General features: G+C 72.6%; 12 protein-coding genes. 5 read left to right on the top strand and 7 right to left on the bottom strand.

Annotated features, from left to right (window positions below; genetic code table 11):
• Positions 1-10 precede the first annotated feature (10 nt).
• On the bottom strand, positions 11-1,510 hold the full coding sequence (locus tag ACFVYR_RS27295; protein WP_384261328.1) for a PLP-dependent aminotransferase family protein: 1,500 nt from the start codon (positions 1,508-1,510) through the stop codon (positions 11-13).
• Positions 1,511-1,612: 102 nt separating this feature from the next.
• On the opposite strand from ACFVYR_RS27295, the gene ACFVYR_RS27290 reads away from it, so the two are divergent.
• The 4 genes from ACFVYR_RS27290 to ACFVYR_RS27275 all read left to right on the top strand — a co-directional run bounded on the left by ACFVYR_RS27290 (position 1,613) and on the right by ACFVYR_RS27275 (position 5,089).
• Positions 1,613-2,284 carry a YitT family protein gene (locus tag ACFVYR_RS27290; RefSeq protein ID WP_384261326.1) on the top strand — a complete coding sequence of 224 codons (672 nt, stop codon included), beginning with the start codon at positions 1,613-1,615 and terminating at the stop codon, positions 2,282-2,284.
• A complete protein-coding gene (locus tag ACFVYR_RS27285; protein WP_384261323.1) occupies positions 2,281-3,048 on the top strand; it encodes a glycerophosphodiester phosphodiesterase in 768 nt (255 codons plus the stop codon). Before ACFVYR_RS27290 ends, ACFVYR_RS27285 begins: the two co-directional genes overlap by 4 nt.
• A gap of 45 nt (positions 3,049-3,093) precedes the next feature.
• Entirely contained in the window at positions 3,094-4,458 is a 1,365-nt protein-coding gene (locus tag ACFVYR_RS27280; protein ID WP_384261320.1) for an MFS transporter, read from the top strand.
• Between the two features lie 256 nt (positions 4,459-4,714).
• Positions 4,715-5,089 (top strand): RNA polymerase-binding protein RbpA, encoded by a 375-nt coding sequence (locus tag ACFVYR_RS27275; protein ID WP_030360404.1) that lies wholly within the window; start codon positions 4,715-4,717, stop codon positions 5,087-5,089.
• 115 nt (positions 5,090-5,204) lie between these two features.
• Here ACFVYR_RS27275 and fxsA read toward each other — a convergent pair whose 3' ends face one another.
• From fxsA to ACFVYR_RS27255, 4 genes are all read right to left on the bottom strand, one after another.
• Positions 5,205-5,780 (bottom strand): FxsA family membrane protein, encoded by a 576-nt coding sequence (gene fxsA, locus ACFVYR_RS27270; RefSeq protein ID WP_384261316.1) that lies wholly within the window; start codon positions 5,778-5,780, stop codon positions 5,205-5,207.
• Between the two features lie 102 nt (positions 5,781-5,882).
• Positions 5,883-6,674: a polyprenol monophosphomannose synthase gene (locus tag ACFVYR_RS27265; protein ID WP_384261313.1), complete on the bottom strand. Its 792-nt coding sequence runs from the start codon at positions 6,672-6,674 to the stop codon at positions 5,883-5,885.
• A 537-nt stretch (positions 6,675-7,211) separates the two neighbouring features.
• Entirely contained in the window at positions 7,212-8,870 is a 1,659-nt protein-coding gene (locus ACFVYR_RS27260) for an amidohydrolase (RefSeq protein WP_389612888.1), read from the bottom strand.
• Between the two features lie 43 nt (positions 8,871-8,913).
• Entirely contained in the window at positions 8,914-9,354 is a 441-nt protein-coding gene (locus tag ACFVYR_RS27255) for an Lrp/AsnC family transcriptional regulator (protein WP_030789227.1), read from the bottom strand.
• A 269-nt stretch (positions 9,355-9,623) separates the two neighbouring features.
• Between ACFVYR_RS27255 and ACFVYR_RS27250 the strand changes: the two genes are divergently transcribed.
• On the top strand, positions 9,624-10,052 hold the full coding sequence (locus ACFVYR_RS27250) for a hypothetical protein (protein WP_384258090.1): 429 nt from the start codon (positions 9,624-9,626) through the stop codon (positions 10,050-10,052).
• Position 10,053: 1 nt separating this feature from the next.
• On the opposite strand, the gene ACFVYR_RS27245 is transcribed toward ACFVYR_RS27250, so the two are convergent.
• Positions 10,054-11,154 carry a phosphotransferase family protein gene (locus ACFVYR_RS27245; protein ID WP_384258088.1) on the bottom strand — a complete coding sequence of 367 codons (1,101 nt, stop codon included), beginning with the start codon at positions 11,152-11,154 and terminating at the stop codon, positions 10,054-10,056.
• A gap of 28 nt (positions 11,155-11,182) precedes the next feature.
• A complete protein-coding gene (locus ACFVYR_RS27240; protein ID WP_384258086.1) occupies positions 11,183-12,310 on the bottom strand; it encodes a hypothetical protein in 1,128 nt (375 codons plus the stop codon).
• Positions 12,311-12,349 lie beyond the last annotated feature (39 nt).

Genomic DNA, 12,349 nt, shown 5'->3' with positions numbered 1-12,349 from the left:
CCGGCGGGCGTCAGGCGACGAAGGGGTGGGCGGCCTGCGCACCCGCGCCGGCGCCCGTCTCCACGAGCCGGGCCGCCGCGGCCAGCCGCACCGCCGCCTCCTCGGCCACCGCTCCCCCGACGGTGAAGGGCAGCCGCACATACCCCTCGAAGGCTCCGTCCACTCCGAAGCGCGGCCCCGACGGGACCCGTACGCCCACCCGCTCACCCACTTCGGCGAGCCGGGACCCCGAAAGGCCTCCGGTGCGCACCCACAGCGTCAGACCGCCCCGCGGCACGTCGAACTCCCAGTCGGGCAACTCGCGGCGGACGGCGGCGACCAGCGCGTCGCGGTTCTCCCTGGCCTGCTCCCTGCGCACGTCCACGGCGGCCTGCCAGCCCCCGGTGTTGAGGAGCCAGTTCACGGCGAGCTGCTCGAGGACGGGGGTGCCGAGGTCGGCGTAGGCGCGCGCCGCCACGAGGCTGCGGATCACGTCGGGGGCGGCCCGCACCCAGCCGATCCGCATGCCCGCCCAGAAGGCCTTGCTCGCCGAGCCGACGGTGACGACGGTCGAGCCCGCGGGGTCGAACCCGCAGACGGGCCGCGGCATGGCGAGGTCGGCGTCGAGTCCGAGTTCGCTCATCGTCTCGTCGACGACGAGGACCGTGCCCGCGGACCGGGCCGCCTCGACGAGCTGCCTGCGCTGGTCCTCGTCGGCGAGCGCGCCCGTCGGGTTGTGGAAGTCCGCGACGACGTACGCGAGCCGGGGCGCCGCGTCGCGCAGCACCTGGCGCCAGCGGTCCATGTCCCAGCCCCGCAGCCCCTCCGCCATGGCGACGGGGACGAGACGGGCGCCCGCCTCGCGCATCAGCTGCAGGATGTTGGCGTACGAGGGGGACTCCACGGCGATGCGTTCGCCGCGGCCCGCGAAGAGGTGACAGATGGCGTCGATGGCACCCATCGCGCCGGTGGTCACCATGATCTGTTCGGGCATGGTGGGGATCCCGCGCGCGGTGTAGCGCTCGGCGAGCATCTCGCGCAGCGCGGGCAGCCCCGCCGGGTAGTCGCCGTGCGTGTGGGCGTACGGCGGCAGCGCTTCGAGGGCGCCCTGGACGGAGCGGGTGAGCCAGGGCTCGGGCGCGGGCAGCGCGGCGCAGCCCAGGTCGATCATGGAGCCGAGCGCCTCGGGCGGCAGCGGTTCGAGCCCGCGCGCGGGGAGGGGGTTTCCGGCCGGGACGGCCGTCCAGCTGCCCGCACCCCTGCGGGACTCCAGGAAGCCCTCGGTGCGCAGCGCCTCGTAGGCGGCGGCCACGGTGGTACGGCTGACGGCGAGCGCGAGGGCGAGTTCGCGCTCGGCGGGCAGGCGCGCGGCGACCGGTACGCGGCCTTCGAGCACGAGGAGCCGGATGCCGTCGGCCAGGGCGCGGTAGGCGGGCGGGCGGCGGGTGCCGGTGCCCGCCGGGCGGTCCTGCTGGGAGGCCAGGAGACGGGCGAGCTGCGTCGAACCCATCGCTGAAGTCCACTGAGCCATGATTTCCAGTCCACCTTCCTCGAATTGGCCATGGTTGGCCGCACCGTACAAGCCACAGAGTGACACGCACCAGGCCACTATCACTACAGCGGGGGGCATCACATGTCCGGGACGACACCGACGGCGGCACGGCGGCACCTGCCGCGAAGGCTGCTCCAGCTGTACGCGGGCCTCACCCTGTACGGCGTGAGCTCCGCGCTCCTCGTGGTGTCGGGTCTCGGCCTGGAGCCGTGGAACGTGCTGCACCAAGGGCTCGCGGAGCTCAGCGGCCTCTCGATCGGCGTCGTCTCCATCATCGTGGGCGCCGCCGTGCTGCTGCTGTGGATCCCGCTCAGGCAGCGTCCTGGACTCGGCACGGTCTCGAACGTCTTCGTCGTCGGTCTGGCGATGGACGCCGCGCTCTCGCTGCTCCCCGACGCGCACGGCCCGCTCACGCGTGGCCTCCTCATGGTGTCCGGGATCCTCCTGAACGGCGCGGCTACAGGCCTCTACATCGCGGCCGCGTTCGGCCCCGGCCCCCGCGACGGCCTGATGACGGGCCTGCACGGGCGCACCGGACGCTCCATCCGGCTGATGCGGACGCTCGTCGAGGTGGCGGTCGTCGCCACCGGTTTCGCGCTGGGCGGCACCGTGGGCGTCGGCACGGTCGTCTACGCCCTCGCCATCGGTCCGCTGGCCCAGTTCTTCCTGCGGCTCTTCGCCGTCCCCGCGCCCGCCACCGTGCAGACCGTGACCAGCGACGGCCCCTCGGAGCAGGCGATACTGCGGCGGTGACCACGCACGTACGCCACCCCTACCTCGATCATCCGGGGCCGCTCGCGCTCGCCCACCGCGGTGGCGCGGCGGACGGTCTGGAGAACACCGCGGCGGCCTTCCGACGCGCCGTCGACCTCGGCTACCGCTACATCGAGACCGATGTGCACGCCACGGCCGACGGCCGGCTCGTCGCCTTCCACGACACGACGCTGGACCGGGTGACGGACGCGGCGGGGCGCATCATCGACCTCCCCTGGCGGGAGGTGCGCCGGGCGCGCGTGGCGGGCAGCGAGCCGGTGCCCCTCTTCGAAGAGCTTCTGGAGGCGTTCCCCGAGGTGCGCTGGAACGTGGACGTCAAGGCGGAGTCCGCGCTCCTGCCGCTGCTCGAGCTGATGCGCCGCACCTCCTGCTGGGACCGCGTCTGCGTCGGGTCGTTCTCGGAGGCACGCGTGGCCAGGGCCCAGCGCCTGGCGGGCCCGCGCCTGGCCACCTCGCTCGGCACCCGGGGCGTGGCGGCGCTGCGCCTGCAGTCCTACGGCGTGCCCGCCGCCCTGCGCCGCTCCGCGGTCTGCGCCCAGGTGCCCGAGACGCACGGCGGGATCCGGGTGGTCGACCACCGCTTCGTAAAGGCAGCCCACGCGCGCGGGCTGCAGGTCCACGTGTGGACCGTCAACGACGCCGAGCGGATGACCGCCCTGCTCGACCTGGGCGTGGATGGCATAGTTTCCGATCACATCGAGACGCTGCGCGGGGTGCTCAAGGACCGGGGGACCTGGGTCTGACCGCCCGACGGCAGCGTCGCACCACGGGGAACAGCGAGGTCACGGGTGGGCACCGACACCGTGAAGGCACCGGCGCGCGACGCCGGAGCCGCAGCCGCGGCACGACGGCACGAACAGCGGGGCTGGTACTTCTACGACTGGGCATGCTCGGTCTATTCGACGAGCGTCCTGACTGTGTTCCTCGGGCCCTATCTGACGGAGATCGCCAAGGCCGCCGCGGATCCGGCGGGTTACGTCCATCCGCTGGGCATCCCGGTGCGGGCAGGCTCCTTCTTCGCGTACACGGTGTCCGCGTCCGTGCTCGTGTCGGTGTTCGTGATGCCGCCGGCGGCCGCGGCCGCCGACCGCACCGGGCGCAAGAAGCCGCTCCTCGCCGTGGCCGCGTACCTGGGGGCGGCCGCCACTGCGGGCATGTTCTTCCTGGACGGCGACCGCTACCTGCTCGGCGGCTTCCTGCTGATCGTCGCCAATGCCTCGCTCGCCGTCTCGATGGTGCTCTACAACGCCTATCTGCCGCAGATCGCCCCTCCCGAGGAGCGCGACGCGGTCTCCTCGCGCGGCTGGGCCTTCGGCTACGCGTCGGGGGCGCTCGTCCTGGTGGCGAACCTCGTGCTGTTCCTGGGCCATGAGAGCTTCGGCGTCTCGGAGTCGGCCGCGGTGCGGATCTGCCTGGCGTCGGCGGGCGTGTGGTGGGGCGCCTTCACCCTCGTACCCCTGAAGCGGCTGCGGGACCGCGAGAGTCCGGCGGGCGCGGGCGGTACGGCTGCGCGCGGGGGCCTCGACCAGCTGCGGGAGACGGTGCGGGACATGCGCCGCCACCCCCACACCCTGGCGTTCCTGCTGGCGTACCTCGTCTACAACGACGGCGTGCAGACGGTGATCTCGCAGGCTTCCGTCTACGGGTCGCAGGAGCTCGGCCTCGACCAGTCCACGCTGATCGTCGCGGTGCTGCTCGTCCAGCTGCTCGCGGTCGCCGGTGCGCTCGGCATGGGACGGCTCGCCCGTACGTACGGCGCGAAGCGCACCATTCTCGGCTCGCTCGCCGCCTGGACGGCCACGATCGGCGCCGGCTACTTCCTGCCCGCCGGCGCGCCCGGGTGGTTCTTCGTCCTGGCCGCGGGGATCGGCCTGGTCCTCGGCGGCACGCAGGCGCTGTCCCGCTCGCTCTTCTCGCACCTGGTGCCGCGCGGGAAGGAGGCCGAGTACTTCTCCGCGTACGAGATCAGCGACCGGGGGATGGCCTGGCTCGGACCGTTGATCTTCGGCCTCACCTATCAGCTCACGGGGAGCTACCGGGACGCGATCGTCTCACTCGTGGCGTTCTTTTTGCTCGGTTTCGTCCTGCTCTCACGGGTACCCGTGCGGCGTGCGGTACGCGACGCGGGCAATCCCGTGCCGCCCCGGATTTAGCAACTGGAGCCAAAGGCCGGTAGTGTACGCGTTTGGCCTGCCAGGCGGACCGTTACTGCGAGCTGACAATTCAGAAACGCTGGGTGACATCTGCTGCCAGATGTGACAAACCGGGCACTGGTGGGTACAACAAGGGGCGGCATACGACGGCGACGCATGACCCTGAACGGGAATCTTTACCGCCGACCGGACGTTGACCGGATGACGACGACAGCGACACCTGTCCTGTGGGCGACAAGCCCGGGAGGCACGATTCATGAGTGAGCGAGCTCTTCGCGGCACGCGTCTCGTGGTGACAAGCTACGAGACCGACCGCGGCATCGACCTGGCTCCGCGCCAGGCCGTGGAGTACGCATGCCAGAACGGACATCGTTTCGAGATGCCGTTCTCGGTTGAGGCGGAGATCCCGCCGGAGTGGGAGTGCAAGGTCTGCGGGGCCCAGGCACTCCTCGTAGACGGCGACGGACCTGAGGAGAAGAAGGGCAAGCCGGCGCGTACGCACTGGGACATGCTCATGGAGCGCCGTACCCGAGAGGAACTCGAAGAGGTCCTGGAGGAGCGCCTCGCGGTCCTCCGGTCGGGCGCCATGAACATCGCGGTGCACCCGCGGGACAGCCGGAAGTCCGCCTGACGGCGGCCTTCCGCGCCTACCGCGCGCCGTAGTACAGCACAGAGGGACGGGGCCACTGCTCAGCAGTGGCCCCGTCCCTTTGCTGTCCGCTCCCGGTTCTCTCCGCCCCCCGAAGTCAGCGCGGCAGCTGCGGATCGTCCGGGTGCGCGCCCCGTGTCCGCGGCTCGTCGTCCCTGATGACCTCACCCTGGACGATGTTGCCGTCGGGGCGGTGCATGCGCGCCTGCTGGAAGGCGTCCCCGAGGCCGCCTGGCGTCGCCTCGCGCACCTTGCGCTCGAAGGTCCGCTCCGCATACCGCCCCAGCGCCTTCTGGACCGGCGGGATCAGCAGGACGAGCCCCAGGGCGTCCGAGATGAGCCCCGGCAGGATGATCAACAGGCCGCCCAGCATCGTCAGGGCGCCGCCGCCCCCGCTCTCCGCGGCGGGCGTCTCACCCCTCTGCTGCCGTTGCACCGCCTCGCTGAGCTTGCGGAACGCCCGGCGCCCCGCACGCTTGATCACCGCGGAGCCGAGCACGAGGCCGCCCACCAGGAGCAGGAAGACCACGAGCCCGTTCGTGGCGCCCGCCACGACGGTGAGCAGCCAAATCTCCAGGACCAGCCACGCAGCGATACCGAGCGGCAGGAACCTGAGGGGCCCGGAGCGCCGGGGCCGGGCGGGTCGGATGGGAGGCGGTGCGCCAGTCGTCATGCTCCCAGTGTGCCTGGCGGCGCCTCAGGCCGGGAAAAGGGGATGATCAAGAAGACCGGTCCCCGCCGGTACCGGCCGCCCGGCCGGGGCAGGACACCGGCTTCAGGGCTGCTTGCGGCCCATGACCTTGCCGACGCGCTCCCCCACGCCCCAGGCGGTGACCCGCCACAGCGCCTCGACCACGATGTTCTGGCTCATCTTGCTGTCCCCGAGCTCACGCTCGACGAAAGTGATGGGCACCTCGACGACGTGGTAGCCCGCCTTGACGGCGCGGCGCGCGAGATCGACCTGGAAGCAGTAGCCCTGCGACTCGACCTCGCCGAGGCCGAGCCCTTCGAGGGTCTCGCGGCGGAAGGCGCGGTAGCCGCCCGTCACGTCGCGGATGGGCACGTCGAGCAGCAGACGCGAGTACGTGCTGCCGCCGCGCGAGATGAACTCGCGGTGCTTGGGCCAGTTGACGACCCGGCCGCCCGGCACCCAGCGCGAGCCGAGCACGAGGTCGGCGCCCTTCAGCGCGGTGAGCAGGCGGGGCAGCTCCTCCGGCTGGTGGGAGCCGTCGGCGTCCATCTCGACGAGCACGCCGTAGTCGTTGTCCAGGCCCCAGCGGAAGCCCGCGAGGTAGGCGGCGCCGAGCCCTTCCTTGCCCTTGCGGTGCAGCACGTGGATCCGGTCGTCGTCGGCCGCGAGCTCATCGGCGATCTTGCCGGTGCCGTCGGGGCTGTTGTCGTCGGCGACCAGGATGTGCGCGTCCGGTACGGCGGCGCGCACCCGGCCGACGATGGACTGGATGTTCTCCGCCTCGTTGTAGGTCGGAATGATCACCAAGGCCGTGCCGAGCGAGCCGAACTGCCTCCCCTGGTCCCCTGCTTCGGAGACCCGACCGCCGTCGTTCACTACTGCCCCTTCGTTCGTACGCAGAGGACCACCATAGTGGCCCCGGCCAGGGGCGCAGCGACGGCACGGAGGTCGGGGGCGCGTGCGCCCGCCGGGCGCACGGGACAAGAGCCGCCGAGAGAGGCGGGAAGTACTGCGGATCGGGGCCCGGCGCCCTTCGGGCCGGCCTGGGACCCGCTGGCTGCGGATCGACCGAAAGCCGTTGTCTACTGAGCGTCCGGGCCCCACCCGGGTCACACCTGCCGACCGGCTGATACGTTCCCTCGCCTCCGCGTCGCGGGCGCTGGACCTGGCTCCCAGTGGTGGTGCGCCGGTGCGGCACACCACCCGTGACCCAGCGGCGTTCGACACTTGCGTGAAGGTTCGCCGGTCGGACGTCCTGTGGTGGACCCGGCCGAACCTACCGGCCCACGGCTGCTCTCTGTCAATACCCCGCTGATCTGCGGCGACTTCGAAGACCGCCAGGTCAGCGCCGAGGATTCCCAGGTCGTGCGACGGCGTGGCGGGGCGCGATCGGCGGCGCGCACCGCCGGTACATCACTCGTCCGGCCGCACGAACACCGGCTGACCGCCCACCACCGTGCGCAGGCAGACGGGGAGTTCGGCCCCCGGCGACAGGTCGGGCAGGCCGGGCGTGCCGGAGCGGGGGTCGGTCGACCAGCGGGCCACGCGGTCGTCGGGGGCCTGCACCACGAGGTCGTCGGCGCGCCACACGGCGTAGTCCGCGGGCGCGCCCGGCACCAGGACGCCCGCGTCGTCGCGGCCGGCGGCCCGCCAGCCGCCCCGGGTGTGGGCGGTGAACGCGGCGCGCACCGAGACGCGGTGCTCGGGCGTCCGGTGGAAGGCGGCGGCGCGGACGGTGCCCCACGGGTCCAGTGGGGTGACGGGGCTGTCGGAGCCGAAGGCGAGGGGCACGCCGACGCGCAGGAGGGCCGCGAACGGGTTGAGGGTGCGGGCCCGCTCCGCGCCCAGGCGCTGGACATACATGCCGTCCTCGCCGCCCCAGAGCGCGTCGAAGGCGGGCTGCACGGACGCGGTGAGGCCGAACTCGGCGAAGGCGGCGATCGTCTCGGGCGTGAGCATCTCGGCGTGCTCGACACGGTGGCGGGCGGCGCGGACACGGGCCGGGCCGACCTTCTCCGCGGCTGCGCGGATGCCGTCGACCACCGAGGCCACGGCGGCGTCCCCGATGGCGTGGAAGCCCGCCTGGAGGCCCATCTCGGTGCACGCCACGACGTGGGCGGCGACGGCCGCGGCGTCCAGGTAGGCGGTGCCCGTGCCGGCGCCGTGTGCGTCCGCGTACGGCTCGTGCAGGCAGGCGGTGTGCGAGCCGAGGGCGCCGTCGACGAAGAGGTCGCCCGCCGCGCCCGCCGCGCCCAGTTCGCGGGCCCGCCGGACGTCCTGGTCGGCCCAGTAGCCGACGACGCGCGGGCCCGGTTCCTCGGCGGCGAGCCGCAGCAGCCCGGTGAAGTCGTCCTCGTCGGAGATCTCGGGGCCCGCGCACTCGTGCACGGAGCCGATGCCGAGCGAGGCGGCGTGCGCGAGCGCGGCGCGCTGGGCCTGTGTGCGCTGCCGCGGGGTGACGGCGGCGAGGGCCGCGGCGCGCACCCCGTGGTGGGCGTCGCCGGTCAGCGGGGCGTCCGGGCGGTAGCCGGTCCGGTCGGTGACGCCGGGCACGAGGTCGAGCAGTGCGGTGGTGACCACCGCGGAGTGGACGTCGATGCGCGAGAGGTACAGGGGACGGCCGCCGGTCGCCTCGTCGAGTTCCGCGCGCGTGGGCGGCCGTCCGCCGGGCCAGCGCGCGGCGTCCCAGCCGTGGCCCAGGAGGACGGTGTCCTGCGGGTGTGCGGCGGCGTGTTCGCGCACGAGAACGAGTGCGTCGGCCAGCGAGCGGGCGCCCGTCAGGTCGAGGCCCGTCAGCGCGAGTCCGGTGGCGGTGGTGTGCACGTGGGCGTCCGTGAACGCCGGGGTGACCAGGGCCCCCGCCAGATCGACCACCTCGTCGACCCCGTCGGCGAAGGCGTCCGCCGCGCCCTCGGAGCCGACCCAGGCGACATGGCCGCGCTCGACGACCATCGCGGTCGCGAACGGGTCGGCGGGGCTGTGGACGTCGCCGCCGCGCAGCAGCACGGTGCGGTGGTGGGAGGGATGCTGGGGATCCGGGAGGTCGTTCCCGGGGGCGGTGCTCTGGCTCATGGGGACCAGTCTCGCCCCTGCGGGCGGGCGGCCGGCGCGCGGGTCACACCTGGGGCGGGCGCGCCTCGTACGGGGTGGAGAGGACGACCGTCGTGCGGGTGGAGACACCGGCGAGCGCCCGCAGGCGGCTGAGCAGGTGCTCCAGCTCCAGCGGGGTGGCGACGCGGACCTTGAGGATGTAGTTCTCGTCGCCGGCGACGCTGTGGCACGCCTCGATCTCCGGGACGCCCGCGAGCCGTTCGGCGATGTCGTCGGGGGCGCTCGGGTCGAACGGCTTCACCGAGATGAACGCGGTGAGCGGCAGCCCGACCGCCTCGGGGTCGACGACCGCGGCGTAACCGCGGATGACGCCCCGCTGCTCCAGGCGGCGCACGCGCTGGTGCACGGCCGACGTGGACAGGCCCGTGGCCTTGCCCAGGTCGGTGTAGCTCATCCGCCCGTCCTTGACGAGCAGCTGCACGATCTGTCGGTCCAGCTCCTCCATGCGCCGAACCTACAGGGCTCTTGATCCCCTCGGATACCTGAGCGGCTGAACGCGGCGCACATCGGTGAAGTCCGCGCCAGCGCGGGCCTCGGTGCGAGCGGCCCACTCGCCTCCCCGCGACCTGGCAACTCCACGCGGCATGTGACGAATGCCACAGCCCTGTGACCGTGTCCGCGAAGATGCAACGATTACCTCTACGACGGGACGGGAAGTGCTTGCTGTGGTCGAGGCCGCAGCGCCTTGTCGGCCCACCCGAGGGGGAGATTTCCATGCAGAATTTGAAGCGCCCCGGCCGGTCTGCCCGCGCCAAGCAGCAGCCGGCCGTCGAGCCCGAGCCGGAGGGCGTCGAACCGGCCGACGACTTCCTCGACTCCTACGACACCTTTGAGATGTACCGGGTGCACTGCCCCGACTGCGGGCAGCCCATCGCGCTCCTCGCGGACGAGGACGTGCTGCCCGAGCACGCGCTGTGCCCCACTCCGTGGAACCCGTTCGGCCTGACGGTCTGCGCCGGCACCGGCCGCGCGGCCACCGACGCGGCGCCGGCGGACGAGTCGATGGAGGTTCAGGAGCAGGACACCGCCCTGCTGTTGACGCTCCCTCAGGGGCTCGACTGGCGGACCCAGCCCTTCTCGCACGTGGACGGGCCGGGCTCGCGCCCGATCCGGGTGCCGCGACAGGACCGGCCCGCCGCCTGATTCACCAGTAGCTGCCCTGCACCATGGCGGCGAGGCTGCCGTGGTGCAGGATCAGCCTGTCCGCGACTTCCGCGCTCCCGGGCACCGCGGCCTCGCCGAAGTGCACTTGGCGGTAGGCGATGCGCAGCATGACGATCGCGTGCCGCAGCGCCGCGTACAGCGTGTAGAAGTCCATGTCGCGCGGCGTGTGCCCGGTGAAGCGGGCGTACGCCTCCTCGACGCGGTCCCTGCACAGGAACTCGGGCAGCCCCGGCTGGCCGAAACTCACCGTCAAGTCCTGGAAGAAGCGGTGCAGGTAGACGAGCCAGCCGAGGTCGACCTCCCGCGGCGCGAGTGCGGCCATCTCCCAGTCGAGGACGGCGACGGGCTCGAAGCCGTCGTAGATGATGTTCCCGATGCGCGCGTCACCCCAGTTGAGGACGGTCTCGCCGACGGTCCGCGGCCATATGTCCGCCAGCCGGTCGAAGGCACTCTCGATCACGGGTGAGCGCGGCAGACCTGCCACCACCCATTCGTAGTACGCGCGTTGGGCCGCGACATGCCGTCGCAGGCCGTCGCCCTCGCCCGGCAGCGCGAGGAAATGCGCGGCACTGGGCGGCACTTGGTCGTGCAGGCGGGCGACGACGCGGACCGATTCCTCTTCGAGGCGGGCGCGTTCGGCGTCGGTCGCCTCGTACAGCCAGTTGCCCTCGTACGTGTAGGGCATGACGTCCGGCGGGACGCGGCCGTCGACCCGCTCCATGACGAAGAAGGGGGCACCGAGCGGGCCGGGGTCCTCTTCCAGCCACATCACGCGCGGCACCGGCACGTCGGTATGCTCGGCGACGAGCCGCATCGTGCGGTACTGGCGCGGCATGTCGTAGACGGGGAAGACCGTGTACGCCGCCGGGTCGGCCGCCACCCGCAACGCACAGTGCCTGAACGGCGGTTCGGGGTGCTCGACGGTGAAGAGCAGTGTCTCGCTGGACATGCCGTTGGACTCGGGCACGCTGACGTCGACGGCCTCGGCGCCGGGCAGCCGGGCGCCGAGCCAGGCGGTGAGGCGGCGGGCGAGGTCTGCCGGTTCTCGGGTGGTGGTGCGGGGGCGGGGTGCCGTTGCCACGTGCGTCCTCCTTCCTGCAGGACGTGCCTCAGGGCGCCACGGAGTCGAAGCCCGTGAAGCCGCTCGGGTCGTGGCGGCCGAAGCTGCCGTGCTCGAAGATGCCGTATCCGGTACGCCCGTTGAGGGTGAAGCGCGCGGCGTGGTCGATGACTCCGTACGCGGCGAGCGGGTGGGCCGCGGGGTCCGACAGGTCGTAGGCGCGGCGGTCGGTCCAGTCGCGGCCGCGCCAGGTGCCGTGCTGCCAGTCGTCGGCGGGCGGATAGCCTGCGCCGACGGCCAGGGGCAGCGAGCCCAGGACCGTCACGCCGAGTTCCAGGGGCTTGCGGCCCTCGGGATCGGTGAGGTGGATGACGGCGCTCTCGGGGTGGCGGGTGCCGGAACGGTAGGCGATGTCGGCCTGGGGCCAGCCGAGTTGGCGGTCGCGCAGGCCGGGGCGGACGAGGGTGGCGTCGTTGAGGGTGCGGTAGCCGTCCGCGTCCTCCTGCGCGATGACCATGAGGAAGCGGTCGTCGAAGCGCACCGGGCACCAGATCCAGTGGAAGCCCTCGGTGGCGAACTCCTCCTCCAGGAGGCCGCGTTCCTCGCCGGGAATGGGCCGCACGCCCCAGCTGCGGTCACGGGTCGCGGTCCACTCCCCCGCCGTCACGGCCGTCTCTTCGCCCCCCGCCCGGATCACCCCCGAGGGCCGCCCCGCCTGCACGAAGCGGCGCCCTTCGAGGGTGAGCCGGTCGCCGCGGCGCTGGATGTGGTGCGGCTCCCACAGGGCGGGGAAGTCGGCGGTCCAGGTGAGGTCGCAGGAGAGGGACGCGGGGTCCTCGGGGTCGGCGGCGCACTCCAGGCGGATGCGGCGCAGCGGCTCCTCGACGGTGATGCGCAGCGGGCCGACACGGAGGTTCATCCGGTCCTCGCCGAGCGCGTCGCTCGCGCGTACGGCGTGGAGGGTGTTCCCGGTACGCAGCGTGGCGTACGCGTCGATGACACCGGTGTTCGGATAGACGCCGAGGCCGAGGATGAGCAGGGCGCGGCCCTGATGGTCGAAGAGGTGGAAGATGCATCGGTCGTAGGCGTTGCGGTCGCCTGTCGCGACGTGCTTCATCGACAGGGGAACCTGGTGCACGGGGTATTCGTCGAGCGGGACCGGACGGTCGTCTGCCACGTCAGACCTCCCTGGTAGCACGGCAGTTCAGGGCGGCGG

The sequence above is a fragment of the Streptomyces sp. NPDC058284 genome (genome assembly GCF_042881135.1).
GTDB lineage: Bacteria > Actinomycetota > Actinomycetes > Streptomycetales > Streptomycetaceae > Streptomyces.
The sequence above is the reverse complement of the archived record's forward strand: the minus strand, read 5'-3'. Positions and strand labels throughout refer to the sequence as shown.

Coding starts and splice junctions, on each gene's coding strand:
- ACFVYR_RS27295 (WP_384261328.1), bottom strand. CDS start 1,510: ATGGCTCAGTGGACTTCAGCGATGGGTTCGACGCAGCTCGCCCGTCTC.
- ACFVYR_RS27290 (WP_384261326.1), top strand. CDS start 1,613: ATGTCCGGGACGACACCGACGGCGGCACGGCGGCACCTGCCGCGAAGG.
- ACFVYR_RS27275 (WP_030360404.1), top strand. CDS start 4,715: ATGAGTGAGCGAGCTCTTCGCGGCACGCGTCTCGTGGTGACAAGCTAC.
- fxsA (WP_384261316.1), bottom strand. CDS start 5,780: ATGACGACTGGCGCACCGCCTCCCATCCGACCCGCCCGGCCCCGGCGC.
- ACFVYR_RS27260 (WP_389612888.1), bottom strand. CDS start 8,870: ATGAGCCAGAGCACCGCCCCCGGGAACGACCTCCCGGATCCCCAGCAT.
- ACFVYR_RS27255 (WP_030789227.1), bottom strand. CDS start 9,354: ATGGAGGAGCTGGACCGACAGATCGTGCAGCTGCTCGTCAAGGACGGG.
- ACFVYR_RS27250 (WP_384258090.1), top strand. CDS start 9,624: ATGCAGAATTTGAAGCGCCCCGGCCGGTCTGCCCGCGCCAAGCAGCAG.